The organism is Mycobacterium arosiense ATCC BAA-1401 = DSM 45069 (assembly GCF_002086125.1).
Classification (GTDB): domain Bacteria; phylum Actinomycetota; class Actinomycetes; order Mycobacteriales; family Mycobacteriaceae; genus Mycobacterium; species Mycobacterium arosiense.
Genome location: NZ_MVHG01000053.1, coordinates 1 through 26,764, shown reverse-complemented (window position 1 = coordinate 26,764; position 26,764 = coordinate 1). Strand labels below are relative to the sequence as shown.

Below are 26,764 nucleotides of genomic sequence, written 5' to 3'. Positions count from 1 at the left end.
ACGGTGAATGCTGCTAGGGCGATGACCTTTGCAGCTTTAGCCGCTTGCCGCCCGCTGACGAGTACTTTCAACAGGGACTCCCATGTACTGGAACGCAGACATCGGTTGCCAGCAGTTCGGGCCGCGTGAAGTTGTTCTGCCTGTCCAGAGCCCGTTCCATGCGGTCGTGTATCCGACCGAGCAGTCGGACGAGTGCGCCGTTGCGGGACTGAATTGTGCGCAGGTCGCCAAGGATCGCTCGAGCTTTTTCGAGGAAGTCATCGCGGTGCGGATAGTAAAGGTCCACCACGCCCCACTTGAGGTCTTCGAGCAACGTACCCACGCCGGTTAAAGAATCACCAAAACTCTTGCCGTACAGAATCAACGATTCTTCAAGGATGGCGATCTTGCGGATGTACTCCTGCAGGCGATCTCGGTAACTGGCTAGCCGGTCGATGTATTCATCTGACAATGACAGGATCTTCGAGAGCTCTCCGCGCTGCCGTTCCAATGTATCTGCGATGCTGTTTCCCGCATTGAGCACAGTGGTCACCGATTCGACATTGGATCCGTTCAGACCATGCTGCAGTTGGTCGATAGATTCTTTAATGGGCTGCTGGTTTACGTGCTCGGTGATCTTGGTGGTGTCCGCCAGAGTCTGGATCAAGCTGTAGGGCATAGTCACCCGTTCTTTGGGAATCGCCCGAGCGCCGAGCGGGGTCTTGCCAATAGGCAGAATGGTGACGTAATAGCCGCCAACGACGGTGAGCATTCGGACTTGCACCTGGGACTGATCGCCAATGAACACGCCGCGTTCGATGTTGGCTTCCACGCGAACCTGTTTGGCTTCGAGGGACAAAGACTTGACGGTGCCAACGACGATCCCGGCGACGCGCACCGTGTCGCCCGCCCGGATTGATGCCGCGTCGTCGGTGTAAAACACCACCCTTCGATGCCCCGGCGGGTGTGTGTACAACATCGCCGCTCCCACACCGGCGATCGTCAGCACCACTAGGGCGATCGCTCCCCATATTCGCTGGCTGTCGCGTGTTTTCATTTTTTGCACAACACCACTCTCTGGCCGTTGAGAAGCACATCCATCACCTCGGGCAGCTGAGCCCGCCCCTGCGAGCACGACACCGGCCCACCGTCTTGGGGCGGCGGGGGGATATTGTCAGCGATGACCGGTGTCCGCTTGAGCGCCTCCAGCGACCGATAGACGTTGTCTAAGGCCCGGTCGAGCGCCCTATTCGTGTCAATTCCCGGTCGAATACCAGCAGCCGCGAGAAGGCGCAGCGCAGCGCGAGTGAAGTCGGCGCCTGAAAGCTGCGATTTGCGAAATTCATCTAAGACTTGCAAGGCCTGGCTAACGGGAAGCTCGAATTCATCAAGGATCTGCGTGAAGTACTGAGAACGTCCTTTCACACCATCTGCGAGTGTGGCGAGGTTTTTCACGAGCTGCGCGACCACTTGTTGCCGATTGGAGACGAAATCGGTCAACTTGTGGATGCTGTCCAGCATTGGCCCCAGACCGCCACCATCGCCTTCCAAGAAGGCCGTCGCGTTGTCGGTGAACGCATTGATGTCGTCCGGGCTCAGCGCCGCCAGAACCGGCTGCAACCCATTGAACAAGACGGTGATGTCGAAGGCCGGCTGCGTCATGGATGTTGGTACATCGTCGACGCGGTCTGCGACCCTATCGCCTTCGGCGGGGTCGCGGACATCGATGTAGCGCAGCCCAGTCAGCGCTTGGTATTTCACCGCAAGTCTGCTCGCGCGCACAACGCTAAAGCGGCGCTCGAGGGTGAATTGAACTGCGGCGACGCTACGGCCGTCTGCTGTCTGCTTCAAGTTGATCGACTCGATTTTCCCCACACGCACGCCGCGCACTCGGACATCGGCGCCGTCATTAAGACCGGAGACGTCGGTGAATTCTGCGTGATAGGTGCGTGTCGCGGTAGCCACCGGTTGTCGTATCTCATTCGAAATCACGATCAATAAGACGGCGCTAACGACGGCGGCAAGCACGAACCGCCATAGCGAAGAGTGTGCTTTCATGACGGCCCACTCATCAGGAGGCCAAGCGGGGTTCCGACGCCGGGGAGCCGATCGAGAATGACTCGCACCTGCAGCGCTCGCTCGTCACCCGAGCCCCGGTACATATTCTCCAATCGCTTCCGGATCTCAGTGAGCGTGTAGGCGAAGTTATCGGGGCTGACGACCTTGGGAACTGCATCGGCCACTGCGCGGACACTCTCTACCGCCGGAAACAGGTCGTTCATGTGCGACGACTCGAGTTTGCCCACCACGCTAAGGAATGCCGTTCGCGCCTTATCGAAGAGCGGGATCCATTCCTTGTCGTAATACTCGTCTGTCGCGACTGTGGATTGAACAAGTTTTGCCAAGTTGTCGTATTGCTTGTGCACGGAGTCGTCGAGAACCGACCAATACTTATAATTCTGTTTGAATTTTTCAGGATCGAAGTCGCCGGGTGCAGTGCCCATGAAGCTGTGCAGGAAGCTCGTGCCGGTCCCGGTGAGTGCGTCGACGAAGCCAGGAAACGCCACGCTGACTCCAGTGGTGTTCCGCAGGAGCCGCTCGGTGCTGACCGTCTGGACCTTTGCGACAGAGCTGCCCACGATAAGCGCGGTCTCCAGCAGAGGCGTGAACGCGTCGACGTACTGCGTGCCGCGCTGAACTACGCTGATCAGACGTTGATTCAGAACCCCATTGGACAACTCGCCGAGGCGGTAGAGCAGCGCCTGAAGAGAGAAGTTACCTTTCGGTGTGATCCTGAGCTGCATGCCGTCGCGGAGCGGGCCGCCGGATGGCGCCGGAGTCACGTTAATTCCTGTGACCCCGAAATAATTCGACGGGCGAAAATCGATTGTTAGCGCGTCGGTCAGCCCCTGGGTCGGACCCTTTTGCAGGTCGGCTTTTAGGCGGACGCCGCCGCCAGATATGCTCGAGACCGCGGTCACCTGGCCGATCTTCACTCCTCGCATCAAGACCGGTGTTCCGTCGGCCACTCCTTGACCCACATACGGTGTTTCAATGGCGACCGCGATGACCTCGCGCGGCTTACTCGTAAACGTATCGGCGAAAAGATATATGGCTGCGGCAACGACGATCACTGCCAGCGAGATGGCGCCGACGCGGGTCAGTAAGCGTGTTTCATCGTGTGAATTTACGTGGAGTATCGTCATCGCATTGCCTAGCCTTTGAACACGAATGTGGGCTTGAGGCCCCACAGAAAGACGGTCAGGAAGAAGTCGAGCGTCATCACTGCCACCAGGCTGGCCCTAACCGCGCGGCCCGACGCTTGACCGACGCCGACCGGGCCACCCGAGGCGAAGTACCCGTAATAGCAGTGAATGATGATGACTGCAGCCGCAAAGACCATGGCCTTAACGGTCGAGTACGCCAAATCCGTGGCGGACAGAAACTCGACGAAATAGTGCCTGTACGTTCCCCCTGGGGCGTGATACACGCGTTGAATCATGAAGTTGGACACAAAAAAGCTAGTCAGCAAGGTGAGCGCATAACCGGGGGTAACACAAAGTAGCCCACCGACTAAGCGTGTACCCACGACGAAGGGAATCGAACGCAGTCCCATCGCTTCGACAGCGTCGATTTCTTCGGCAATCCGCATCGAACCAATCTCCGCTGTCATGCGGCATCCGCACTGCGCCGCGAATGCGATGCCGGCGACCAAGGGCCCCATCTCGCGGACATTCGCCAATCCACCGACAATTCCTGACAGGGCACCAAAGCCCATGATGTTTAGGGTTGCCCACGCTTCGATGGCAACCATCCCGCCGATCGCGATTCCGAGCACGACCAGCACGCTGATTACGCCTCCATCGACGATGAGGGAGCCGCGACCCCATGCGAGATTGATTGTGCGATCGAGAGTCTCGCGGCGGTACTTACGTAAGGTTAACGGAACGTGGTAAACGGTATAACCGACAAATGTGACCAATTGGCCCAGCGTTCTGAGTTGTTCGGAAGAAAAAGTTGCCACTGTTCGTAGCGCCTGCAAATTCGCCGAGGGTACTGCGTTAGGCACCGTCGGCGCGTAGCTCGACATCAGGCGACCCTCATCGGAAAGAACATGGTCTCTAGTTGGGTGATCGCGAGGTTGGCGAAAAGAATGCCCACCACGTTGAGTACCACGGATGCACTCACAGCGTCGGCCACTCCGCGTGGTCCGCCCTTGGCTTCCATTCCTTTTAGGCTTGAGGCGATTCCCACGATCGCGCCGAACACGATCGTTTTCGCGATTGCAAACCAGACGTCGACCATTTTCGCGAATGCGCCAAATGACGTCCAGTATGTGCCCGGCGCGACGTCGCTGACGGTGAGCGACAGCAAGAAAGACGCAATGACAGAGGACGCGATGATGATCGCGCACAGTACCGGAGCCAGCACAATCAGCGCCAAAAACCGCGGGACGATGAGGTGGCGGACGGGATCGACCCCCATCACCCTTAAGGCGTCGAGCTCGTCGCGAATAGCCCGGGCGCCGAGATCGGAGGCGATAGCCGATGCTGCTGCACCACCCATCAGTAGGCCAGCGGTGATCGGCGCCCCTTGCCGGACAATGCCGACGCCGCTGGCAGCGCCTACCAGTGAGTTCGCGCCGACTTGGTTGATGAGGCCCGAAATCTGGACGGCGACCATCGCCCCGAACGGGACCGCCATCAAAATTGCTGGTAGTGCCGTCACTTTATATAGCGTCCACGCCTGGTCGATGAGCTCTCCGGCCCGCAATCGTCCTGACAGCGCGTCGGTTACCGCATAGCGAATTACTGCGGCGAACAACTGGGTAGCACGGCCGGCAGTGCCCACAGACTCCACGGGACGCGCACCCAGCGACATCAGCGACCTACGCGGTCGCGTCAGTACGCTGCCAGTCGCCCCCGGCAATGCTCTTGCCATGTCAGTCACCGTCGCGTCTCCATTCCCTGTGATACTCCGTGTTTTACGCGATCGCGATGCGGTTTCTCGTCGTTCATCTCAGTCGGCCTTCCGCCGCGCCGAAGGCTCATCGATTGACTTTGGCGTAACCGGTGAACGCAGCGGTATTTCGTTCGGTCCGCACAGTTCTCGCAAGATGACCATCGTCAAAGGCCTATACCCGGCGCGGATGTCTGCCTGGCTCAGGGAGTTTGGTGCCGGCTTCATTCGCGCGGCCGACGCGTCGAGCGAGGCTTGAAGAGCTTGGAGTAGCGATTTAGGCATACGCTGTGCACTCCTCCCCCCACGTCAACCCCGAAACGACCGGGTGACCCGTCAGCCCATGTCATCTGCGTCACTTTTTCGTTCGACCCGAGACTATGCCACAAAGATGGAACCCGCGAAAGTGGTTTGCGTAATTTTTAGGGCTTGACTCTGTGCGAAGTCTGGCATTTCGCGTTTTGTCCCGTAGTTTGCGTTCAGGAGTCCAGCCCAGATGCGGGTTCACTCGGCTGCTGCCCCCTCGCGGGCGAGCTGCGCCGCGTATGCGCAGTGCGTGCAGTGCCCTGCACTGCCCAAGCACTTAATGGATGCGGCCATCCTGGCTGGCGCGATGGCGAATGATCAGATCATTGGTGGAGTGCGCAGGTGCTCGTCCTCATGGTCATCCATCTTGAGATTTTGCGCCTGGCGGATCCGATCGCGACGGCTCAAAGCGCATATCGCCACCACGATGCGAGAGCCAACTGTTCGCCGATGCATGGGTTAAGGACGCTCACCGTCATCGCCCTCTTCGACAACGCTTGCCCGTTTGGCGTGCTCGGAACGTAACGGGGCCCTGGTCGCCGCTGCCAGGTTTGGGCCCTGGGCAAAAGCAATCTTCGTCGCAACACGATAGCCCTAGCATGCAAACTGCACGGTAAGGCGCTCTAAAGTTAAGAGTGTCGTTTGTACCTTCTAGAGAGGAAGGCATGCTTCAACAGATCACCGTTCATCAAGCCCGAGTTTCTGGATGGCGGAACCCAGCACTGAGCATCGCCGAAAACAACCGTGGCTGACCAGGGAGGGATCGATCGCGCAGCCCTTCGCCCACCGGCAGTCCAAGGTGCGACGACTGGTTCGACCATTTTTGGCACATCGCCACTATCTGGCGGTGTGAATCTGGATGAAACCGATCTGGCGGTGCTGACGTACTTACTCGATGACGGCAAGATGACCAACCGTGAGCTGGCGCAACGCATCGGCATCAGTGAGTCCGCAGTAAGCGTGCGTCTTCGCAAGCTAATCAAGGGTGGCATCCTCGTTTTTAGCGCGGTGTTCGACTGGGAAATCGCCGGATTCGAATGGTTCGTCATCTGTCGGATCAAAACTCGCGTAAGGACTCCGCGGCTGGTGTGCAACGACATCGTTCAGATGCCACAATGCGACGCCGCAACAGTGGTCTTAGGCTCGCACGACATTATCGCTTACTTCTTGGCGACCGACCGTGCCGAACTCGATCTGATAACCAACCGATTGTCAGCCATTGAAGGAATCGCCAAGCTTGACATCGACCTTGCGACTGATACTAGAGTCAACCGCAATGGGCGACAGCTGTTTCTCGCGCTCGACGTTCCACCAATACGGTTGCCTTCTCCGAAGATAGATCTCGATGACCTTGACGTCGAGATCTTGCAGGCGCTTGTTGAGGACGGACGACAGTCCAGTCGTAATATCGCTCGTGCGTTTAACGTTTCGGAAGGCACCGTGCGAGCACGCATCACTCGCATGACTCAGACCGGTTTGATGCGCGTAGAGGCGATGGTCGAACCTGTGGCGCTAGGTATGGCTGGAGTCATCGCCTCCGTCTCAGTGAGCGCAGACCGAAGTCGACTTGAAACCATTGTCAAAGAGCTTGTGACGCTACCTAATATCGTGTTTGCTGCCAGATGTCTGGGCAATTGTGATCTCCAACTGACAGTGATCGCTGCCGACCCGCGTGAGCTGATGGACTTCGTTGGCTCTACCGTGCAATCGGTGGACGGTGTGTCAGCGACCGACACGCTGTTGTTCGTCGACGTCGTGCGGTTCAGTCCGTACATGAAGCGGCTGAACGACTACAACGAGAAATCCGCGACACGCTAGGGAGTGTTCGGCGAATCGCTGCGATCACGCTCGTGGCGGAGCACATATCGGCCGTTCGCCGCCTCTCGATGACCACTGCCCACGATATCGACCTGCCCACTTCGCCGGCCGAACGGCTCAACAAGTTTCACCCCGACGTATTGCGCGACTTATTGGCGACGCTCATCCATATCCTGATAAGCGCGGCAGCCGATGCCTCATGTAGGGCGGGTTGCAGCCGCGCAGCAGTGAGCGAACCAACTCTCGTAACGGGTATCGGCACCGCGAATTCAACAGCCGTGCAGGCACATTGAACCTGGCTAACCCGAAGTTGAGGCACGGCTGGTACTTTCCAGACTGGCTGCTGGAACGCCACAAGGCCTAGCGGGCGTTGACCACGGTGGTGGCGACCTGCTGTCTGCTTGGAGTGTCGACGCGAAGGACGGTCAAGCTTGTCGAAAGTCTGGGTAGCACCAGCCTGCAAGTCACAAATATCCGTGATGGCCGGTTGACGTCCGACGAGCAATTCCTGTCGTAGCGCCTCTGTGAAGCCGGGGACCGCGAAATTGGCTGACGAGTACCCGGCTTGGCCGGGAGTGGCGAGTCACCAAAATCGCTGGAAATGGTGGTGGCGTGGACATCACCGGAGGAATCACATGTGCCAGAGACGCTTTGGTCCATTGACCACTCCCAGTAGCGGCGCATTGATGGTTCGAATTCGTCGAAATGCGTTGTCGCCACCATCCCGATGAACGCGATGCCGGCGTTGTTGTAGATGATGGGCGGTACGCACATCCACGCCGCGAATGTTGGTGAATGGCAGCATCACGTCACCCGAGGTTCATGTTGCCATGCGTTGGCTGGCTTGCGGAGGCCTCGGCGCCGATGGGTGCCTTGCCGGAGATCATTCAAAACGTCTGCTGCGCAGTGCTTTCCCGGAAGTCCGGAAACCCCTCCGCCGGGATGGCAGCTGGCCGATCCCAAATAGAGTCCTGCGACTGCGGTGCGGTAGCCGCTCGCGCCGGCTGCGGGCCTGAGCGGTCCGATTCGTGTGGGCACGTTGTCGATGTGGTAAATGCACCCGTTTTGGGCGCCGGTGCGTTCGGCGAGGTCTTCAGAGGTCTCGATCAGGCTGCCGATCTGCAGACTGGTGAAGGCCGGTGCTGCCTCACTGACTTTGTCGAGAAGTCGCTGCTCGGCCTCGCCGCGCCATTTATCCCACCCGCCGACGGGCTTCACCGGTGCTGGGCTGTAGAGCTGCACCACGTCTTGGCCGGGGGGAGCCTGACTCTGGTCGATTGCCGACAGGATGCCCAGGCACAGCGTGGTACGGTCGGGGATTTCGCCACGGCCGGATTGTTCGCCGGCAGCGACGACTTCCTCTAGCGTCCCCATGTATACGGCCGGTTTGCGGAGGTCGACGTCGCTGCGGTGGGGTTGGTGATGAGGCAGGTCGAGGCACCCGGATAAGGCGGCATTGATCGTTAAGGTCCCTAGCCCGGTGGAGTTGGCGGGAGCGTGACGGAGCCGTTCGGCAAGCTCGGCGGGTAGGTCGTCGCCCACCAGGTCGGGCAGACGTTGGACCGGGCATGCGGCGATGATCGCGCGTCCCGCGTGAAGCACTGTCCCATCAGTGAGTTCGATGTCGCCGCCGCGTGAGCGCATGCGGATCGCCGCTACTTTGCTCGACAGACGCACGTGCCCGCCGTGAGCGTCGAAACACTTGTGCAGCGCGGTGACCAGCCCGCCCATCCCGCCGACCGGCCGCGCGGCTCCCTGGTGGTGGATCATCGACGGCGCCATCAGCGCGATGGCGCTGCCGTCGACTGTCAGCGGGGCCAGGATGGCGCCGGTGCCGGCGAAGATGCCACGCAGCGCGGTGGATTCAAACAGTGCCTCGATGCCGTCGGCCGCGGTCGCCGTGAGCAGGGCTCCCAGCAGGCTGCGCACCCGCCGGCTGCCGGCAACGGCGCGCATGGCTGCACCGATGGTCCCCAGGCTGGGCCGTTTGGGATGGGATAGGCCGTACTTGTCTTGAATGGTGAGGATTTTGATGCCAGCGTCGGTCAGCTCGGCGTAGGTGTCTGCGTCTTTTCTGGAGAACCGCCGGATATCGGCCAGTGTCTGCGACAGGCTGGCCTGCAGGACCAATGACTCGCCGTCATCGCCAAGCCAGGCCCACCCTGCCGAATCCAGATCGCGGTGACCGTATCGGTGGAGTTCCAGTTCGCGGCCCACACCGGCGGCCCGGAAGTAGACGTTTTCCCAAGCTCCGGGACTCAAGATATGGTCGGGCGCCTCGGCGACGAACGGTCGTGATGCTGCCATCCCTCCCAACCACGGTGCTTGCTCGACGATGAGCACGCGCAACCCCGCGCGAGCCAGGTAACAGCCGCACACCAACCCGTTGTGGCCACCGCCGACGATGACGACGTCGTAGTGCTGTCGACCCGGCTCAGTCATTGTTCCTCCAGGGTTGTTGGGGCCGCGCGATGCTCATGCCGACTGCGATTCCAGATCGACAATCGCGGTCCCGATGCGCCGCAACATCGCCTCGGTCACCTCGGCACTCTGCATGTCGGGCATCAACGGCGGCGGACGATAGGTCGGTGTCCACATCACGAGGGCACCGAGAAGCTGCGGCGACATAGCTGCCAGCTCTGCGAAATCGGTTCGCCCACCACCGTATTGATGAAGTTGGTCGAGGTAGGCGCCGATAAGTTGCCGCTCCCACTATCTTCGCTGGCCGATCTCGAGGTCGACGACAACCCGTAAGCCAGGTCACGTGACCAGTGGCCACCGACACGCATTGCCAGTCGCAGAGGCCCCCGCCCATCTGGGACGCGACGTCTACATTGACGACTACCACCGATCTGCTCCTCATCGCGCATCGACCTGCGCTAACTTTACGATCTTAGCCGGACCGACGTCAATTATGCGTAGGCAAAACCTTCTATGGCTGTGCATACATCTGGCGGAGGCCCCAGCGAAGCGGTCGCTGCCCAAGCAGGCCACCTGCCGTCGCCGTCACATCGTGCCGGTCAGCGGCCCAGTGCTGAGGAGCGTGCAGGACCACCCTGGCGCGGTAGCACCAACGTGCGCGTGGGGTGACCCGTAGGTGGCCTCCCACCGTGCCCCTACGTCGACGGGTTTTAGCAGTTTGCGTAGCTGATGACGGCGAACAGCGCGCATTGTTCGCGAAACTCCGTGGTAGGGTGGGCGATGTCGGCGGCGTACAGCGTCGTTGACACCGATGATGTTGCAGGAAAGACTCGATTCATGGGGATGCTTTTCGTGCGCGAAACACGGCGCGATGTAGACGGCACCCGACATTCTGCGCACGCGATGCCGACTACGCGGCGTGCATTACCGACGCGGTCAGCGGATCGACGGGATCGTGGGCGTCACGCGCGTGAACCGCATCGGGTGGGTCGGAATCGGATCGGTGCGCCAGATTGGCACGCCGCACTGCGCAGGCGTCGTAGCGCAGGGGTCCACGTAACGGCGACGCAAGCAAAACGGATCTCCCGTACCCTGCGGATCGCGGTCTGCTGGACCACGCTGGCGACCTGCATTGCCAGCGCTGGAAGTGCCTGCCTGGTCCTGTATTTCGGCGTTCCTCAGATTTCGTTGACGCAGGGGTCTGCGGTGAATGCACCGCGACACCCCCAACCCGTGGTGCATTCCCCGCTACCGGTCCACACACAGGCCGGGCCGTTGGGGATCCCAGCCCCGCCCGACGCCGATCTGGCGCATGACGCACCGCGCGCCGAATCCTCCCCCGCCCCACGACACGATCCCAGCGAGATGCAGGCGAACGAGGCCCTTCCGCCTGCACCCGATGATCCTGAATTAGATCGCGCGCTGGCAGATCTGGACATGAAGGCCGATCGGGACCGCGCCGCCGAAGCGCAGCCCAGCGCACCGGGCCCGGGTCCGATACCACCGCCGAGCGCTGTCGGCCCGGTAGGTGCGGGCCAGCTACCGGGATCGAATTAGCGCCTTCTGGATTACAGCGACGGTCGACAGCGGGAGGCGATATGACACGACGACGTGGGATCGTCGCGGTGCTAGCGGGGCTGGGTGCCTTGATTGTTGCGGTGCCGGGGCTGGCGTCTGCTCAGCCACGCTACGTCGGCGTGGTCATCGGTTACGGTGCTGCCGGATTGCCGCAGGCGACATCTAGTGTGGGCGCGTCGGCCCAAGAAGCTAGCCAGGGTGCGCTGCTGAAATGTCATGAGAGGCTTGCGACCTGCGCGCTGGCCGCCACGAGCACGCAGTGCATCGGGGTCGCGATCGGTTTCGGCACAAAGTGGATGGATGCCGAGGGACCTGACCGGCGTAGCGCCGAGGCGAACGCGCGTGCGCGCCTGGCCGAAATGGCGTCGGATATGTCGTCCGACATTCCCGAACTGCCACCAGTCATCTCGAGTTCGTGCGCCTCGGATTAGCGCCGGTACTATCGCGATTGTCGGTGTCGCCGGCCGCGCAGATCTGCTGCATCACAGAGTATTTCACCACGAGTAGATGAGGCGGGGCGTCACAGTCCTATGGATAGCCCGATGACCAGTCCGCCGGTAACCAGTATCCATAAGTTGACAATTGTCGCCAGTCCGCGAGGCGCGTGCCGGATGTCCATGAAGTAACGCGTCACCATCCACACCTTGCTGAAGGCTATGAGCAGCACACCCGAGACTGCGGCGCGGGAGGAGCCGAACGGATGATCGATACCGAGCAAGTACGAGCCGGCAGTCAGCGAGACTAGCAATCCGCCGACTGCCATGGCGAACCGAGAGCCCGACTCGGTCATATCGAAACTGTTGGACATCATCTCAATTCACCAGATAGAACAGCGGAAAAAGGACCAGCCACACCAGATCGACCATGTGCCAGTAGCAGGTGGCCGAGATGCACAGCTCGACGTCCCGCGGCCCGCGCAACCCAGCTCGTATCCTGTGGCGCGCGAGTGCTAGAACGGTGCAGCCGACCGCGACATGCAGGAGGTGCGCGCCAGTGATGGCGAAGAACAGCATCCAGTATTCGTTGGTGTGAATCCATGCGCCGCGATGAAGCAAATGCACGTATTCAATGGCCTTGATGATCGCGAATACGCTGCCACACGTCATCGCGGCAGCGAGATAGCCCGCTGCCGAATGAAATCGGGTCTGCTGAACGGCGTGCACGGCCGAGACCACTAGAACCGAGCCGATGATCAGGACGATCGTGTTGACGAGGCCGAGTTGCCTGTTCAGGGCGTGCTGCGACGCAGCGAACATCTGCGCGTGCGCAGCGCGGTAACACACAATCACGACGAAAAGTGCGCTGAATACGGTCATTTCGCCGAGGATGAACACCCACACGCCAGACTCGCCGGGCGTCTGGGGTGACCGGGTGTGCGCCTCGCTGGCGGCTTTGTGGCGCAGCGTAATGCTCGTCACGACATCGCCTCTGCCGTGGCGGGTTTTGCAGGCGCGTCGCTCGCGACAACTGGATTAAGGTCCGGTCCCTGTACGCTGCCGCGTCGGCAGACCAGGTGAAGTTGCGTCAGCATGATTGCGAACCAGGCGAAGTACACCATCGCCGCGACGAAGAACCCCACGGCACCATTCCAGGCGAATGGTCCGCCGGTGAAGAAGGGTATTAACGAACCCATCAACGAGCCGAACGCCATGAACAGGCTGTACCAGCCGAACCACCGCGGGAAGACCGGCGACGGGGATTTGTCGCAGAAGATGGCGGTGGCTGTCGCGACGGCTTGCAGCGCGCCTGGCTCCCACAGCCCACCCCACGCCATCCATGTCGCGTGGTTGATCAGCTGATACGTCGATTCTGGCATGTCGGGTCGCTGGAGCCCGACCAGCACCATGGGGCCGAATACCATTAACAATGTGGCGCTCGCGATCGCAGCCCCGAGCTCTGTGTTGGCGGCCGTCGTGCCCACACCCTCAACGCGACGCAGCCGATCAGCGACCGCAGCACCGAAGGGGATCATCATCGTTCCTGCAACGATGACGCAGATGATGCCCAGCCGCTTCAGGTCGAGATAGTCATGAAAGTACCGCGCGGTGGTGTGCGCGTCATAGGGTCCCGGTGGCGGGATGATCTGTGCGAGAAGGAATCCCGCGCCCATTGTTGCCATAATGCCCCAGCCGGCTATGACTCCGATGCGCGCTGACCCCGTTGGCCCGGTGAGACTAGACATTGACAGCACCCTTTCGAGGTTCGGCGGGTCGGAGGTCGTAAAGCAGACGCCTGCGGGAGCGGCGCGTCCGTCGGCTGTTGCCGGATTGACCGCACGTTCGACCGCTGGCCTAGTACGCCACAGGCGGTGCGACGGGCCGGTAGGCGCCGCGGTCTGACGACGGCTGGTCGGGATGCAGTCCGATGCCGACCTTGGCGAGAAACACTTCGCCGACTGCGACGTTGCGGTCGAGCCGGATGCCGGCACGCTGCTGGGCACCCTTGATCTCGGCCACCACCAACCACACAACCAAGGCTGTCAGCGCGATCGTCGCAACACCGCCCAGATACACCGCTGCTGTTGATCCGTTGCCGTTGACTTCGGCCTTGTAATTGCTGTTCAAAGCCGTAAAGACGGGCCAGCCCAGGGCGCCGTTGAGGCCTGCGTACATGGCGGGCAGCATCGGAATGACCAGAAGCCGACCCCAGCCGCGGAGGCGGTGTCGGACCAGGAAAAAGACCAGCCCCGACGCCAGCTGGAGTGAGCCGTCGATCGTGTACCACCATGCCGGCGCCCCGAAAATCAGGAAGGGTTGGTGACCGTAGTAGCGGTACAGACCGAATTGCGCACCGGTGATCTGCAGCGCCGCGTCGAACACCCACGAAATGGCGTACGCATAGACAAAGAATCTGGTGCCTTTGCCGAGCTGGATGGCGCGGAAGATGATGTAGGCCTGCAACCCGAAGAAGAATGAGTAGCCGAGGACGACGTAAAGCGGGATGTGGCGGGCGAATAGGTTCACCGTGATCGCCACGTTGTCGTCGGCGAACCAGAGCAGGCCTAGGTAATCCAGGTAGGGCTCCAACATTCCCATGCACAGCCCTCCGAGCAGGAAAACGATGCCGAGCGGATCGCCGCGCAGGGCCAGGCGCGTCACCCATCCCAACGACAAGACCCAAAACGTCACGCAGATGACGGTGAACGCAAGACTCATCGTGTGAGGAGCCGACAGATCTGTAGGTGGAACCGGATAGAGCGGCGGCGCCTCGCTGAGCAGCGACCCCATCATGATGTGACCTCCATCAGGTATACGACGCAACGTGCTTCACGAGTTTGCGCCGGCACCGGCGACTCGCTCGCAGCGGCCCGCTGAGCGCCTAGTCTGACAGCATCCAACGCATCTGGTTTCGTTTGTGCGTAGGAAAATACTCTATCTGATACGCAAAGTTGATTTCAATACCGCGTCTCGCGCCTAGACCAGTAGCCCGTGCCGGACGCCGGCTACGTCGCGGGGCCCCAACCATCCCACGCGCGACCCTTCACCAAGGCTGTGAGCGAGCGTTTGCGTAGCTTTATAGCTCTTCAACTACGCATAGTAAGGTTCGTGTCTAGGCCGCTGATTCATAGTCAGTCGCGGCAGGGCGCCGCGCCCCTGTGTGGCGCAACATCGAGGAGGTACCCGCATGGAAACGACACATCTTCCTGTCACCCGCAGTCCCTGGATGGACGACGAGACGCGCGCAGTCGCCGATCTCGCCCGGGAATTCTTCACCAGCCATGTCGCGCCCCAGTCACAACAAGCGGTGCGCGACGGTCGTCCCGATCGCAAGCTTTATCAGCAGGCCGGTGAGATGGGGCTGCTGTGTATGTCGATCCCCGAGCAATACGGTGGCGGCGGCGGCACTTTCGCGCACGACTTCGCACTGCTCACTGAGCAGACCCTGGCCGGCGATTCAACTTTGCATCTCGGGGTGCACTCGGTGATTGTCCCGCACTACATCTTGACCTACGGATCCGAAGCCCAAAAGAAGCGTTATCTGCCGCGCTTCGCCAGCGGCGAGTGGATCTCCGCGATCGCGATGACCGAGCCGGGGGCCGGCTCGGACCTGCAAGCCATGAGCACCAAGGCGGTGCCAGTCGATGGCGGATATGCAATCAGTGGGACGAAATGCTTTATCTCCAATGGTCTCAATGCGGACGTCGTCGTTGTCGCCGCCAAAACCGACCCAGACGCGCGCGGCGCCGGCATCTCGCTGTTCGTCGCCGATGTGTCTGAGCGCAGCGCGACTACGCCGGCCCCAGGGTTCGACCGCGGTGCGTCGCTGAACAAAATCGGCCAAAAAGGTCAGGATACGGCCGAGTTGTACTTCGACAATTTCGTTGTGGGCACCGACGCCATGCTCGGGCACCCCGGCGAGGGATTCAAGCAGCTGAAAACACAGTTGGCCATCGAACGTGTGCTGCTGGGCGTATCGGCCGTTGCGGCCATGGAGCGCGCGGTCACGCTGGCGACCGAATACGCCAAACAGCGCAGGATCTTTGGCGCATCTCTCTTCGATCTTCAGAATACGAGATTTGAACTCGCCGAGTGCGCGACCATCGCGCGCGTGGCACGGACCTTCATCGATTCGTGCATCACCGCGCTTCTTGACGGATCCGTCGATGCTGCGACGGCGGCGATGGCGAAATACTGGCTGGCTGACCGGCAGTGCGAGGTCGTGGATCGCTGCCTGCAGTTGTTCGGCGGGTACGGCTACAGCACCGAGTACCCGATCGCGCAGATGTACGCCGACGCCCGGATCGCCAAGATCTACGCCGGCGCCAACGAGGTGATGAAAGAGCTGATTGCCCGAACGCTCTGACCAGTCGCAGCCCACACCGGTTCAGACGAACCATATTGCAGCTCGACACGTATCGCGCGGCGCCCGGGTGATACGGGCGTGAAGCGCAGGCTCAGATAATCGAGGGCGTGGCCCCGCCGCCATCGAGAACAATGCGCTGACCCGTGATGTAGGCGCCGGCGTCGCTGGTGAGGTAGACAACCAGGCGCGCGATGTCGCTGGGCTTACACACGCGCCCAAAAGGCGCGTCTAGCTCAGTTGCCGCCATGCTCGATCCGCCAGTGCTGGCCGCCACCAGCTTCGCGCCCATGTCGGTGTCAATCAGCCCGGGTGCAATGATGTTGGCCCGCAGGTTATGCGCGCGTTCCTCGCGTGCGAGTACCTTGCACGCCGCCTCCATCGCCGCCTTGGCCATCGTGTAGGGAGCGGAATTCGGCGGGCACGCGTCAACGATGGAACTCGAGACCATTACGACATCTGACCGCGATTTGGCTCGCATACCGGGCAACAGGGCTCGGATCAACGCCAGGGGCCCCAGCGCGTGCACATCGAGCAGAGCCGAAAATTCGGCAGGATCGGTTTCGCAGATGCTGCGGCCACGGCTGGCCACCCCGGCGTTGCTCACCAGCAGGTCGACGTCACCGTACGCCTCGCCTACCGAAGTCGCCGCCCGCTCCCACGACCCGGATTCCGCAGCCGAGGCATGCACCGATATCGCCTGCCCGCCGCCAGCCTCGATCTCGCGCACCACCTGCCTGGCCGCGTCGGGCGAGCGGAAGTAGGTCAACGCGACCTTCGCGCCGGCCGAGGCGAGTTCTCGAGCGACCTGGGCCCCCACCCCACGCGATCCGCCGGTGACCAGCGCCACGCGACCCTCAAGCGGCGGCGCGCCGATGTATGACGACGCACCCGCCAGTGCAGTCTCGGTCACGGTCGAACCCCTTCGCTCTTGTAACAACAGTCTCCGACTCCCCCTGTGGCATAGAGAGATTCAGCTTGGGCAGCCAGCTTCGCCAACAATCCGGCGATGACATACTGGAGGGCCTTATGCAGGAACGGGCCCGCGGCCGCGGCGCGCGGAACGAACTGAACCTGCCAGTCAATGTCGGTGCCGGGGCTAGCCGGCGTGATATGCACAGCGCCGTGATAGCAGCGGAATGTCACCGGAGTGATGACGGTGTATGTCTGCCCATGGCTGTCGCGGCTTAGTATTTGTTCACGAATGAACCCGGGCCACAGGCCAACTCGGCGCACTGCGCCCGGCCCGGCGGGCGCAGGTTGTCCCCACCGCTCCCATCGCGTTTGCCAGACCAGCGGTCGAGCCCAATTCGACCAGCCGTCGACGTCGTCGAGCAGGCTGATTATCGCTGCGCTGTCGGCGCGGCTGTGCGCTGCGGCGGTGACACGATATTCGGTCATCGCGGGCGTCGGTTTCTGTGTCTTGTGAACCGCGCGTTGGTCACAGCCTTGAGCATCGCGATGGTGATCGCGGGACGTGTGAACAGCATAGCGTTGGCGCCGGGCAGGTCGAACCGCTTCTGCGCCAGCGATTTCGGGCGACTGAACTCACGTAAACCTTCGGCGGCGTGAATGCGGCCGAACCCGCTTTCGCCCACTCCGCCGAACGGCAGCCCCGGGATGCTGACGAAGGCCAGCACTGAATTGATCGAGACCATGCCGCACCTGAGGGTTTGTGCGATGCGCTCGCCGTCGCGGCGGGAGAATACGGCGGCTCCTAGGCCGAACCGCGTGCCGTTGGCCAACCGTATCGCCTCGGCAAGGTCGGCGACGGTTGTGACGGTCACGGTGGGGCCGAATGTTTCTTCTTGCACGGCGCGACTCGATTCGTCAGCGTCCAGTAGCACAATGGGATCACAGATACGACCCCGGATGCGTTCGGTACCCCCTAGTGGAGCGGTGGCGCCGCCCTGCAGCGCGTCCTGCACGTGCGCGCGGACGACCTCGACCTGAGAGGCCATCGTCATCGGGCCGTAGGTGCTGCCGGGTCGATGGCCGCCGGACACATCTTTGAGGCGACGTTGCAGAGCCGCGACGAAGCGCTGCGCGACATCCTGGTGAACGTAGATGCGCTCCACACCGACACAGGTCTGGCCGGCATTGCTAAATGCGCCCCACGCCGCGGCATCGGCCGCCTGATCGATATCGGCATCTGCGGCAACGATCATGGCGTCTTTGCCGCCGCACTCCATCACGGCCGGGGTCAGCGTGTCGGCGCAGGCGCGCAAGATCTTGCGTGCGGTCGTCGGTGATCCGGTGAAGGCGACTTTGTCGACGCCGCCAGTGATCAACCCGGCCCCAGCTTCGCCGGCGCCCGTGGCAAGCGTCAGAATTCCTTGCGGCAGATCAGGATTTGCCCGCGCGAATGCTGCCACCAATTCGGAGGCGGCGGCGGTCGCGAGTTCGCTGGGTTTGAGGACGGCCGTATTTCCGGCGGCCAGCGCGGAAGCCAGCTGGGCGACGGGTGCGAAAATCGGGTAGTTCCACGGGCTGATGACGCCGATGACACCGAACGGTTCGTAATCGATCGATGCGCGGTAGTTGGCCATCAGCACACCCGCGGGCACGCGGCGCGGCCGCAGAACACGTTTCGCGTGGTAGGCGGCCCAGCGGATGTGTTCGACAGCGATGACCAGTTCGAGGTAAGCGTCATCGACAGGTTTGCCGTTCTCGCGGTGCATGAGGAAAGTGAATTGGTGACTGCACGAGACGATTTCGGCGGCCCACGCCAGCAGTCGCGCTTTGCGCTGCTCGAAACCCATCGTGCGCCATTGTTGAGCTGCGGCACGTGCGTGCTTCACCAGGGTGGCCACCTCATCGTGGGTCATGGCGGGAAAGGCGGCGAACGGTTCTCCTGTGACGACGTCGACAGACTCGATGACAGCTGCCGCCGAAGCGGAGTCGGTGATCTGGGTGGTCATCGACCGGCCTCGGCCATCGTGTACATCGACTCGATCTCGTCCCGGTAGAGCTCGTTGATGACCCGCCGCTTCAGTTTGAGCGTCGGTGTCAGCTCCTCACCGCCGGGGACCCAGAATCGCGGCACGACGACGTATCGCTTGATCTGTTCGACGCGGGCCAGGTGTTCGTTGGCTGCGGCGACGGCGTCAGCGATCACGCGCGCGGCGATGTCCGAGCGCATCAAGTCCCCGGTGTCATCGACGTTCAGACCGTGCGTATGGGCGAGGTGGATGAGCGCGTCGGGATCCAACGCGATCAGCGCCGTCAAGTAGGGACGGGCGTCTCCGATGGCGACCGCTGAGCCGATAAGTGGGCTTTCCGCTTTGAGGAGCGCCTCGACTTTGGCCGGTGAGATGTTCTTGCCGGCCGCGTTGACAATGATCTCTTTCTTGCGGCCGGTGACCGACAGGTAGCCGTCACTGTCGATGTGCCCGAGGTCGCCCGTGCGTAGGCGGCCGTCGCTGGTAAACGCTTCAGCAGTCGCCTCGGGTTGGCCCCGGTAGCCGCGCATGAGAATGGGTCCGCGCACCAAGATCTCGCCGTCATCGGCCAAGGTGACGTCCACGTCGCGCAACGGAACCCCCACGGTGCCCGATCGTTGCCTGCCAACAGGATTGATGGTTGCGACAGCCCCCAGTTCCGACATTCCCCATACCTCGACGATTTCGAGTCCTAGCCCGGCGAGGTAGGAGTGGATGTGCGGTGCGGTAGGTGCGGCTCCAACCATCAGCCACCGCAGATTGCTCAGCCCCATACTCTGGCGGATCTCGGCGAGTATCGGCTCCACCCGGGCTCGCTCGGCGACCAGATCCGGCGCCGGTGGGCCTTGGGATCCGGCACGATGCGCCTCGTGCGCGGCGGCGTAACGCTGACCCGCTCCGATGGCGTCCTCAAGTCGTTCACGCACCTGCTGATTGGGTTCGGCCTCGATGCGGCTGCGCACCGCCATCACCATTTTCTCCAAGACCCTGGGCACTGATCCCCAGATCCGCGGCTGGATTTTCACCAAGCTGGAGGCAAGTTGGGCTAGATCGGCAATACACACCACTTCCAGGCCAAACATCAGAGCGTTGTAGTGGCTCCCCCACCGTTGCGCGGCATGTGCCATCGGCAATGCCGAGGGAACGGTGTCCCCGGGCCGGAATTCGAGTTCGTCAGCCACGAGAAGGATTTCAGACAGCATCGACGCGTGCGTGAGCTCGACCGGCTTGGGTTCGCCCGTGGTGCCCGAGGTATAGATCAGGGTCAGCACGTCGTCGGGTTGCACCGTGCGCCAATACTGATCGAAATCGAAGTCGGTGGGGCGCGCTAATGCCGCGAGGCTCTCCGTGTCCGGCACACCTGGCTCGGTGCAGATGATCCGCAGGTCGGCGTCGGCGGACCGTAGACTCGCGGCGAATACGCTCTCGCACAGCGCAATCTGAGCGCCGGAGGTGGAGATCACGTATGCGATATCGCGCACCGGGGAGGTGTTGTAGATCGAACACGTCGCCGCACCCAGATGCATCGCGGCCGCGTCGGCGATATGGAACTCGGGTCGATTCTCAAACATCAGAGCAACGGTGTCGCCTCGACGCACGCCACAGCCGTAAAGGGCACTCGCCACATCGGCGATGGCGTCGCGGTATTGCTGATAGGTGTAGCAAGATGTCGCGTCGACGTCGCGCAGCGCGACCTGATTGGGAAATCGACCCACTGTCTCGTTGAACACGGCGCACAGCGTCGTGTCGTTCTGAACTGTCGGCATTTCGTAGCACCCGCTCATCAACGCACCTCCTTGATCCGGCTCGGTGTCGTTGTGGCCGAGTTCGGCGAGCCGCCGACTGGGTGGCTGCGGTACTCGTGGGGCTTGAATGCTCGTGTCGCCCAGGCATAACGCAGATGGGAAGCGGGCCACATCGCTGTTACCTTGCCTTGGGCGTTGGTGTACCAGCCCGGACAATTATCGGTGAAGACCGTGCGGTCCAACTTCTGCTGAAGCCAATCCTGGAATCGGTGAAACGTGGGCTCGCTGACCTCAAGCCAGGCCAACCCTCGACTTTCTTTATGCTGCAACGCCTGCCGGACGTAGGCGGCTTGGCGCTCCAGCAGAAACACAATGGTGTTGGTGATGCTGTTGGTGTTCGGGCCGAACAGTACGAACATGTTGGGAAAATTGGGCACCGTCATGCCGAGATACGCCGTTGGGCACTCGGCCCACTGCTGGTGCAAGTTAACCCCGCCGCGTCCGAGAATCGAGATTGGCGCGAGGAACTCACTTGCTTTGAAGCCGGTGCACCAGATGATGACGTCGGCATCGATGCGTCGGCCGTCAGCGGTCTGCACACCGGTCTCGTCGACCCGCGCCACAGCTGAGCCGACGAGGTGGACATCGGGCCGACCGATGGTCGGATACCAGTCATTGGACAGCAGCAACCGATTACACAGCAGCCGATAGTTGGGGATGGCGGCGGCCACCTCGTCAGGATCTTTCACGTAACGCTTCAGCCGCGTGATGAGATACCACTGGGACAACCGCCGCACAGGTTCAGCGGCGCGCGTCACCAGCGGGTAGCGCACCTCATACGCCAGAAACAGCGCGATGTGATGCAACATGCGCAACCACCCGAAACGGCGCATGAGCGCGGTCTGGAACCGCCCGGGCACGCGCCGGCTCTTCCACATCACCCAGTTCGGCGATCGAGCCACCACGGTCAGATCGCGAACACGGTCCGCTATCGCCGGCACCACCTGGATGGCGCTCGCGCCGCTACCGACGACGATGACCTTCTTGTCGGTCAGATCGAAATCTTGCGGCCACTGCGCGGAGTGAAAGGAACGCCCGGTAAACGTGTCCAAGCCCGGGACATCGGGCACTTTCGGCCGGCTCAGCTGCCCGGTAGCCAAGACGAGGGCGTCAGCGACCACGAGATCACCGGAGGCCGTCGTCACGGTCCACTGACCGGTGGCGTCATCAAACTCTGCGGCGGTGACCTCGGTGTTGAAACGAATCAGTGATTCGATGTCGAACTCACGGGACACCGCGGTGAGGTAGTTGAGAATTTCGGGTTGCTTGCCGAACACCGCCGACCAGTCGGGCTTGAGCGCATACGAGTAGGAGTAGATCGGCGAGGGCACATCGCACGCGGCGCCGGGGTAAGCGTTGTCGCGCCACACCCCCCCGACAGACGACCCGCGCTCAAATATGACCAAGTCGCTGATACCCGATCGCTTGAGTTCGATCGCCGCGGCAAGCCCACCGAAGCCCGCTCCCACGATGACCACCGAAGTAGTGCGGTGTGCTCCATCGCGTGTACGCGTCATAAGCGTTCGGATCCCAACTTTCCACCTCAAAGTGACTTCTTCGAACTTGGACCGGCATGTGTGCCCCACCTCGGTCTGGCGGTGCGCCGCCGGGGCTTGGTGGCGGCCCCGTCCGCAACAAGGGCGAGTGCTCGACAGCTGTCCGGCGGTGGCGTCGTCGACCACCTCTGGGCAACAAGCTTGGCATGGTGCCTGCGTCGAATCTCAGGCACTAACCGCCGATATTATGCACCAAACTGGGAATCGGTCAATATTTTGCGTAGAGTTCTGTCGGTATTGCCCCGCAGTCATGAAGGCGGGCAGCCTCAGTGCTACGACACGGCGTGCGGCATCCGCGTGCTCACGGGTGCTGTGCGTACAGTTACGACGAAGTTCGGAATCCGGACCTGGCATGGACAGGAATTAACGTGGCGCAATCGACTAGTGGAGGCCGCAAGCGCAACGGGGCGGCCCCCGCTGGGTCTGGCCGTAAGCGCAGCATGCCGAAGCCAGCCAGCCCACGCCGCACACGCAGCGGGCCGAGACCTCAACGCGTCGCGGTTGCGCAACCCGTTGAGAAGGCCGAACTTGACGACCTTGATCGCGCACTTATCGAACGTCTTCGACGCGACGGCCGCGAAAGCAACCGCTCGCTGGCGACCCGCCTCAACGTCAACGAAGTCACAGTCGCCGCACGACTGCGACGGCTCGAAGAGACCGGACTTATGAAAGTGGTGGCGATTACCGACATTCGACTCTTCGGCCACCGCGATCTGGCTTTTGCCATGATCAATGTTGCCGGCCGGCCCATCGACGAAGTCGCACGAGAGCTCGCCGAAATTCCAGAGGCAGTGTCGGTGACGGTGTGCACAGGACGATTCGACATCATCGTTCCTCTGCTGGCCCGCGATCCTCGCCATACCGCCGAACTGTTCGACTCTGTACTGAAAGGGGTCGATGGCGTGGAATCCGCCCATGGCATTGTTGCCCTCGACGTCCTCAAATACGATTCGAAATGGTCGCTCTTTGTCGACCCCGGCACCACTCCACAGGCCCAGCCGAGCGAGACCGTCGACGACGTCGACCTAGCCATTATCGCCATGCTGCAGCGCAACGCGCGTCGCAGCAACCGCAATATCGCCGCAGAACTCAAGGTGTCGGAAGGGACCGTCCGCAGCCGCATCAAGCGCATGCTTGGTGACCGAGTGTTTCGCATACAGGCGATCACCGATATCGCGGCGTCGGGCGTGGGTGCGCACGCATTCCTGGGCATCCGGACCGCACCGCACGCCGCAGACGGTGTCGCGGCCGCACTGGCCAAGCGCGATGATGTCGGCCAAGTGACACGCGTGCTGGACCATTTTGACCTCATCGCCGTGATCTTCGGCACCGACCATCGCGCGCTGGCAGGAGCCGTCATCCGCGAGATCGCGCTGCTGCCCGGGGTCGCGCGAGCCGAAATGTTCGACGGCTACAACACTCTCAAGCACACCTACGCGTGGACCTGGATCGTCTAGCAATCCAGCCGCCGCCTGATCGCCTGCGGTGGCGACCCGGTTCGCCGTCACCGCGCCGTTGTCGGACAAATCCGTAGACGATTTTTATGTATGCCAGTCCTGTCGGCGTGATCCAGGCGGCCAACTCGCCATCGGTGCGGCGCGCGGCCCAGGGAACAGCCCGGGCCATGCCCGCCTCGGTGGCAGGAAATTACGCAGTGGCGACCAGTTCGCCGGTGCGCAAGGAGGGCCTTGCGAGTCCCGCAGCGCCGCAATAAACATTTGACCGGTATTGGTGTAGCCGTTTGGCGCAACGTCACCGGTACGCCCCGAACATGCTCTGGGCAATAGACTTTCAGTTCGACACCACCGCCGATGGTCGCGCCCTCAAGATGTTGAACGCGATCGACAAGTACACCCGTGCAGCGCTCGCGATCGACGTCGACCGCTCCATCCGCGCTGACGGCCTCATCGACGTCTTGGATCACCTCAGCCCTCCAACACGGGGCACCCCACTATGTCCGCTTCGACAACGGCCCCGGGTTCGTGGCGCACCCCGTATGTGATTGGTGCCGATCCAACACTGCCGGTTCACTTATCGATCCCTGCTCGCTGTGGCAGAACGCCTGGGTCGAGTCGTTCAACGGCCGACTACGCGACGAACTCCTCAACCCGTGGCGCTTCGACTCACTGCGCGAGCGCGATCATCGAAGATTGGCGCCGCGACTGCAACAGCAACCGACCCCACACCGCCCACGCGAACTCACGCTAACCGGATCCTCCCTACAGTGGACCACGACCTGCCAACCCCAGCCGCACCGCGACTGGACCAGCAAACAGGTCCCCCCTCACCAGTCCTTGCCGGCTGGCCGCCCATTAGATCGGGTGCATGATGAATCATCTTTTCCGATGACACGTACCCGGATATTTCATACGGGACGGTAGCGGCAGAAGGGCCATCCTCAGTTAACAACGCATCCGCGTTGCCGTCGTCCTTTCAGCTGCTCGCATACGGGTACGATACTTTACCGGATGCTAGCGTCTCGTATGGCTAGCTATCTTGTACCTGCACAACCAAATACAGTTTACGGTGGCAGAATGGACAGTGAGTTGATCATCCGACAAGAAGCGTTTCGTGCGGGCGCGCCAGCATCGTTACGTCACCGGTTCGCCGCTGCAGGATCCGTCATGAGGCAATCTCGTTTGGCAGATCTCGACGTACTGCAGGTGCGGACTGTCAGCTCTTTGAACGCAATTCGCCCCGTGCCGAGAGACCGAAGGGAAGCATCGCGTGAGGCGAACCGACAGACCCGCAGGTAAGCACCGCAGAAAGGGCGGCGATTTCGCCGCGGCCAATAGCGACGACGATGACTCCGACGCGCAGGATCCCGATGAGCCGGTGGTGTTAGGCGTTGGCTCCCGGGTGCGCGTACGTCCTGGGACAGACGCCGAATCCTTAGGCGTCATCGTTGAGGATTTCGGCGAGATGTCGTTGTACGGCACACAGGACACGGCAAACCAGATAGGTATGGTGCCGCGACGGTGGGGCATCGCGCTAGATGACGGCACCTTGACCTTCGTAGACAGCGATCAACTCGCCAACAGCTAGTGTGGTGCGCTGCAGTTTCTTGACTTTCAGGTCGGGCAGCCAGTGTTCCACGAGGTGGAGCCAGTTTGAACCAAGGAGTGAAGTTCGGTACAGCCACGGATTGTGTTGTCGGCCAACGCTTGACTGCGTTGCCTTGGGCGTGGAGCAGATTTGAGCCGTCCAGGGGGCCGGTCGACGCGTGTCGTACGCATGCACCGAGATCCATGGCACTTTCTTGTCTTTCTGGCCGCGTATGACGTGCACCCCGCCCACGTAATCGGCTAGCACTGGATTTCGACCGTTAGCCGCTCATCACGGAGATCCCCAGCCCGGAAAGCTCAGCGCGGCGGGGGGTTTGGTCGCTGGATGACGGCGCATTACATCCAGGATTGGGCCGGCGACGGGCGCACGACTCGTCAGGCTTCCGGCAATGCGACCTGATCCATCTCCTCCGCCTGCCGTCTTGCCCTAAATTGAAATTTTTTTCTCAGTCCTACGGCGAAAGTTACTCACTCGGGAAACTCACCGACCGCTGACATCCCGGCAGCAGGCACATCGCCTTTCGAAGCTCACTCTAACAACGCCGCTCGCCCATTCGACTGGCGCTTCAACCGTAACGATCAGGCCGACCTTCTCACTGGATCGCCACACACCCCCGACGAACTCACGAGGATCACTCGCTCTGCAATAAAAGTTTGAGTTCTTCGCCATATGTGTTTAGGGATCTCGTGGTCAGCATCTCATGGTGTGCACAGTCGACGGAGTGGGCAGTGATGTTGCCATCAACGTAAGGGCCCCACTTTTCTATATGAGGTGAACCGTTCCCATTTCCACCTCGTGCAGCAGAGAATATCACCATATCGCCATCGAACACGTCAGGCATATGTTCCAAGAGATACAGATGGTTGGCATTAACTCTTTGGGCTATGAATCCTAAAAGCGATTTAGGGAGCGGATCTAAGTCGATGCTATTTCTTTCACAAGTTAGTTGCTTTGTGTCTCGGTAACTTTCAGGCCCGGACTGTACATGAACATCGATATGATTGGTCCGCAGCATGTACTCCACAATTTGATTCTCGTTCAATGTTCGAATTTCTGTGATGGTGCTGTTCGTGATCAAGGCAGGGTCGAGCAGTATTAGACGTTCGACGGCGTATCCGCGCCGGCGAAGTTCAATGGCGAGCTCGTGGGCCACCACACCCCCGAAAGACCAGCCGAGAAGCTTGTAGGGTCCGCCAGGATAAATGGCTTCGAGCCGGTCGGCATAGCTTGCCGCCATGCTGCGGATCGAGGGGGGTTCGGCTTCGCCATTGTGTGGAACTTGGTTGATCCCGATAATCGGGCAATCCAAATAATTGCCCAGGGCCCGATATGCCCAGCTAAGGCCAAGGCCGTCATGGATGCACCACAGCGGAACACCCGTACCATCTTTGAGCGTCTCAACAGCGACGACTTCCTCCGCGCCTGCGTATCTGTCCAGCTGTAGGCCCAAGCTTCTCACGGTGGGCGCCTCGAATAAGGCGCGCACCGGAAGGTGGATATCGAGGCTGGTGTTGATCGCGGTGATCACCCGCAT

The 26,764-nt window shown here is 61.4% G+C and carries 24 protein-coding genes and 2 pseudogenes; 9 read left to right on the top strand and 17 right to left on the bottom strand.

What is annotated here, in order from left to right; translation table 11 throughout:
• Window positions 1–67 precede the first annotated feature (67 nt).
• From BST14_RS18605 to BST14_RS18585, 5 genes are read right to left on the bottom strand one after another with little or no spacing between them, the layout of a single operon-like run.
• Window positions 68–1,036, bottom strand: coding sequence for an MlaD family protein (locus BST14_RS18605; RefSeq protein WP_083065855.1), 969 nt, complete (start codon window positions 1,034–1,036; stop codon window positions 68–70).
• Window positions 1,033–2,037, bottom strand: coding sequence for an MlaD family protein (locus tag BST14_RS18600; protein ID WP_083065854.1), 1,005 nt, complete (start codon window positions 2,035–2,037; stop codon window positions 1,033–1,035). The genes BST14_RS18605 and BST14_RS18600 overlap by 4 nt, the downstream gene beginning before the upstream one ends.
• Window positions 2,034–3,185, bottom strand: a complete 1,152-nt coding sequence (locus tag BST14_RS18595) for an MlaD family protein (RefSeq protein ID WP_083065853.1) — start codon at window positions 3,183–3,185, stop codon at window positions 2,034–2,036. The genes BST14_RS18600 and BST14_RS18595 overlap by 4 nt, the downstream gene beginning before the upstream one ends.
• Window positions 3,186–3,193: 8 nt before the next feature.
• Window positions 3,194–4,069 (bottom strand): ABC transporter permease, encoded by an 876-nt coding sequence (locus BST14_RS18590; protein WP_083065852.1) that lies wholly within the window; start codon window positions 4,067–4,069, stop codon window positions 3,194–3,196.
• Window positions 4,069–4,920 carry an MlaE family ABC transporter permease gene (locus BST14_RS18585; protein WP_211280757.1) on the bottom strand — a complete coding sequence of 284 codons (852 nt, stop codon included), beginning with the start codon at window positions 4,918–4,920 and terminating at the stop codon, window positions 4,069–4,071. Before BST14_RS18585 ends, BST14_RS18590 begins: the two co-directional genes overlap by 1 nt.
• Here BST14_RS18585 and BST14_RS29615 point away from each other — a divergent pair.
• The 4 genes and pseudogenes from BST14_RS29615 to BST14_RS18570 form a co-directional block, all read left to right on the top strand.
• Window positions 4,919–5,197 carry a hypothetical protein gene (locus BST14_RS29615; RefSeq protein ID WP_142279467.1) on the top strand — a complete coding sequence of 93 codons (279 nt, stop codon included), beginning with the start codon at window positions 4,919–4,921 and terminating at the stop codon, window positions 5,195–5,197. The genes BST14_RS18585 and BST14_RS29615 overlap by 2 nt on opposite strands.
• 389 nt (window positions 5,198–5,586) lie before the next feature.
• The gene (locus BST14_RS18580; RefSeq protein WP_083065850.1) at window positions 5,587–5,769 is read left to right on the top strand and encodes a hypothetical protein; all 183 of its coding nucleotides are present in this window, start codon (window positions 5,587–5,589) and stop codon (window positions 5,767–5,769) included.
• Between the two features lie 324 nt (window positions 5,770–6,093).
• The gene (locus BST14_RS18575; protein WP_158085896.1) at window positions 6,094–7,062 is read left to right on the top strand and encodes an Lrp/AsnC family transcriptional regulator; all 969 of its coding nucleotides are present in this window, start codon (window positions 6,094–6,096) and stop codon (window positions 7,060–7,062) included.
• Window positions 7,063–7,130: 68 nt separating this feature from the next.
• Window positions 7,131–7,547, top strand: a pseudogene (locus BST14_RS18570) (transposase); the annotation flags it as partial.
• Between the two features lie 319 nt (window positions 7,548–7,866).
• On the opposite strand, the gene BST14_RS18565 reads toward BST14_RS18570, so the two are convergent.
• Both BST14_RS18565 and BST14_RS30105 read right to left on the bottom strand, forming a co-directional pair.
• Complete coding sequence (locus BST14_RS18565; RefSeq protein ID WP_083065848.1) at window positions 7,867–9,504, bottom strand: phytoene desaturase family protein; 1,638 nt, start codon at window positions 9,502–9,504, stop codon at window positions 7,867–7,869.
• 33 nt (window positions 9,505–9,537) lie between these two features.
• Window positions 9,538–9,690 carry a hypothetical protein gene (locus BST14_RS30105; protein WP_158085895.1) on the bottom strand — a complete coding sequence of 51 codons (153 nt, stop codon included), beginning with the start codon at window positions 9,688–9,690 and terminating at the stop codon, window positions 9,538–9,540.
• Between the two features lie 1,391 nt (window positions 9,691–11,081).
• Between BST14_RS30105 and BST14_RS18560 the strand changes: the two genes are divergently transcribed.
• Window positions 11,082–11,492 carry a hypothetical protein gene (locus BST14_RS18560; RefSeq protein WP_142279466.1) on the top strand — a complete coding sequence of 137 codons (411 nt, stop codon included), beginning with the start codon at window positions 11,082–11,084 and terminating at the stop codon, window positions 11,490–11,492.
• 89 nt (window positions 11,493–11,581) lie between these two features.
• Here BST14_RS18560 and BST14_RS18555 read toward each other — a convergent pair whose 3' ends face one another.
• The 4 genes from BST14_RS18555 to BST14_RS18540 form a co-directional block, all read right to left on the bottom strand.
• Window positions 11,582–11,872, bottom strand: coding sequence for a cytochrome C oxidase subunit IV family protein (locus BST14_RS18555; RefSeq protein ID WP_083065846.1), 291 nt, complete (start codon window positions 11,870–11,872; stop codon window positions 11,582–11,584).
• Window position 11,873: 1 nt separating this feature from the next.
• Window positions 11,874–12,479, bottom strand: a complete 606-nt coding sequence (locus BST14_RS18550; RefSeq protein WP_083065845.1) for a cytochrome c oxidase subunit 3 — start codon at window positions 12,477–12,479, stop codon at window positions 11,874–11,876.
• Window positions 12,476–13,171, bottom strand: a complete 696-nt coding sequence (locus BST14_RS18545) for a hypothetical protein (protein ID WP_083065844.1) — start codon at window positions 13,169–13,171, stop codon at window positions 12,476–12,478. The genes BST14_RS18550 and BST14_RS18545 overlap by 4 nt, the downstream gene beginning before the upstream one ends.
• A 181-nt stretch (window positions 13,172–13,352) precedes the next feature.
• Window positions 13,353–14,216 (bottom strand): hypothetical protein, encoded by an 864-nt coding sequence (locus BST14_RS18540; RefSeq protein ID WP_083065843.1) that lies wholly within the window; start codon window positions 14,214–14,216, stop codon window positions 13,353–13,355.
• A 508-nt stretch (window positions 14,217–14,724) separates the two neighbouring features.
• On the opposite strand from BST14_RS18540, the gene BST14_RS18535 reads away from it, so the two are divergent.
• Entirely contained in the window at window positions 14,725–15,864 is a 1,140-nt protein-coding gene (locus BST14_RS18535; protein WP_083065842.1) for an acyl-CoA dehydrogenase family protein, read from the top strand.
• A gap of 91 nt (window positions 15,865–15,955) precedes the next feature.
• On the opposite strand, the gene BST14_RS18530 is transcribed toward BST14_RS18535, so the two are convergent.
• The 5 genes from BST14_RS18530 to BST14_RS18510 are packed head-to-tail and all read right to left on the bottom strand — an operon-like array spanning window position 15,956 to window position 22,086.
• On the bottom strand, window positions 15,956–16,774 hold the full coding sequence (locus BST14_RS18530; protein WP_245845507.1) for an SDR family NAD(P)-dependent oxidoreductase: 819 nt from the start codon (window positions 16,772–16,774) through the stop codon (window positions 15,956–15,958).
• Window positions 16,771–17,262: an SRPBCC family protein gene (locus BST14_RS18525; RefSeq protein WP_083065841.1), complete on the bottom strand. Its 492-nt coding sequence runs from the start codon at window positions 17,260–17,262 to the stop codon at window positions 16,771–16,773. The genes BST14_RS18530 and BST14_RS18525 overlap by 4 nt, the downstream gene beginning before the upstream one ends.
• A complete protein-coding gene (locus BST14_RS18520; protein WP_083065840.1) occupies window positions 17,259–18,782 on the bottom strand; it encodes an aldehyde dehydrogenase family protein in 1,524 nt (507 codons plus the stop codon). The genes BST14_RS18525 and BST14_RS18520 overlap by 4 nt, the downstream gene beginning before the upstream one ends.
• On the bottom strand, window positions 18,779–20,587 hold the full coding sequence (locus BST14_RS18515; RefSeq protein WP_083065839.1) for an AMP-dependent synthetase/ligase: 1,809 nt from the start codon (window positions 20,585–20,587) through the stop codon (window positions 18,779–18,781). The genes BST14_RS18520 and BST14_RS18515 overlap by 4 nt, the downstream gene beginning before the upstream one ends.
• Complete coding sequence (locus BST14_RS18510; RefSeq protein WP_158085894.1) at window positions 20,587–22,086, bottom strand: flavin-containing monooxygenase; 1,500 nt, start codon at window positions 22,084–22,086, stop codon at window positions 20,587–20,589. The genes BST14_RS18515 and BST14_RS18510 overlap by 1 nt, the downstream gene beginning before the upstream one ends.
• Window positions 22,087–22,604: 518 nt before the next feature.
• Here BST14_RS18510 and BST14_RS18505 point away from each other — a divergent pair.
• The 3 genes and pseudogenes from BST14_RS18505 (at window position 22,605) to BST14_RS18495 (ending at window position 25,209) form a co-directional block, all read left to right on the top strand.
• Entirely contained in the window at window positions 22,605–23,621 is a 1,017-nt protein-coding gene (locus BST14_RS18505) for an Lrp/AsnC family transcriptional regulator (protein ID WP_083065837.1), read from the top strand.
• A gap of 174 nt (window positions 23,622–23,795) precedes the next feature.
• Window positions 23,796–24,413, top strand: a pseudogene (locus BST14_RS18500) (integrase core domain-containing protein); the annotation flags it as partial.
• A 478-nt stretch (window positions 24,414–24,891) separates the two neighbouring features.
• Window positions 24,892–25,209: a hypothetical protein gene (locus tag BST14_RS18495; protein WP_245845505.1), complete on the top strand. Its 318-nt coding sequence runs from the start codon at window positions 24,892–24,894 to the stop codon at window positions 25,207–25,209.
• A 652-nt stretch (window positions 25,210–25,861) separates the two neighbouring features.
• Here BST14_RS18495 and BST14_RS18490 read toward each other — a convergent pair.
• On the bottom strand, window positions 25,862–26,764 hold a 903-nt coding region (locus BST14_RS18490), incomplete at its 5' end, for a thioesterase domain-containing protein (RefSeq protein ID WP_142279465.1).

Excerpts from the sequence above, each read along its gene's own strand:
- BST14_RS18605 (WP_083065855.1), bottom strand. The coding sequence starts at position 1,036 with ATGAAAACACGCGACAGCCAGCGAATATGGGGAGCGATCGCCCTAGTG.
- BST14_RS18600 (WP_083065854.1), bottom strand. The coding sequence starts at position 2,037 with ATGAAAGCACACTCTTCGCTATGGCGGTTCGTGCTTGCCGCCGTCGTT.
- BST14_RS18595 (WP_083065853.1), bottom strand. The coding sequence starts at position 3,185 with ATGACGATACTCCACGTAAATTCACACGATGAAACACGCTTACTGACC.
- BST14_RS18590 (WP_083065852.1), bottom strand. The coding sequence starts at position 4,069 with ATGTCGAGCTACGCGCCGACGGTGCCTAACGCAGTACCCTCGGCGAAT.
- BST14_RS29615 (WP_142279467.1), top strand. The coding sequence starts at position 4,919 with ATGTCAGTCACCGTCGCGTCTCCATTCCCTGTGATACTCCGTGTTTTA.
- BST14_RS18585 (WP_211280757.1), bottom strand. The coding sequence starts at position 4,920 with ATGGCAAGAGCATTGCCGGGGGCGACTGGCAGCGTACTGACGCGACCG.
- BST14_RS18565 (WP_083065848.1), bottom strand. The coding sequence starts at position 9,504 with ATGACTGAGCCGGGTCGACAGCACTACGACGTCGTCATCGTCGGCGGT.
- BST14_RS30105 (WP_158085895.1), bottom strand. The coding sequence starts at position 9,690 with ATGTCGCCGCAGCTTCTCGGTGCCCTCGTGATGTGGACACCGACCTAT.
- BST14_RS18560 (WP_142279466.1), top strand. The coding sequence starts at position 11,082 with ATGACACGACGACGTGGGATCGTCGCGGTGCTAGCGGGGCTGGGTGCC.
- BST14_RS18555 (WP_083065846.1), bottom strand. The coding sequence starts at position 11,872 with ATGATGTCCAACAGTTTCGATATGACCGAGTCGGGCTCTCGGTTCGCC.
- BST14_RS18545 (WP_083065844.1), bottom strand. The coding sequence starts at position 13,171 with ATGGGCGCGGGATTCCTTCTCGCACAGATCATCCCGCCACCGGGACCC.
- BST14_RS18540 (WP_083065843.1), bottom strand. The coding sequence starts at position 14,216 with ATGAGTCTTGCGTTCACCGTCATCTGCGTGACGTTTTGGGTCTTGTCG.
- BST14_RS18535 (WP_083065842.1), top strand. The coding sequence starts at position 14,725 with ATGGACGACGAGACGCGCGCAGTCGCCGATCTCGCCCGGGAATTCTTC.
- BST14_RS18525 (WP_083065841.1), bottom strand. The coding sequence starts at position 17,262 with ATGACCGAATATCGTGTCACCGCCGCAGCGCACAGCCGCGCCGACAGC.
- BST14_RS18520 (WP_083065840.1), bottom strand. The coding sequence starts at position 18,782 with ATGACCACCCAGATCACCGACTCCGCTTCGGCGGCAGCTGTCATCGAG.
- BST14_RS18515 (WP_083065839.1), bottom strand. The coding sequence starts at position 20,587 with ATGAGCGGGTGCTACGAAATGCCGACAGTTCAGAACGACACGACGCTG.
- BST14_RS18505 (WP_083065837.1), top strand. The coding sequence starts at position 22,605 with ATGCCGAAGCCAGCCAGCCCACGCCGCACACGCAGCGGGCCGAGACCT.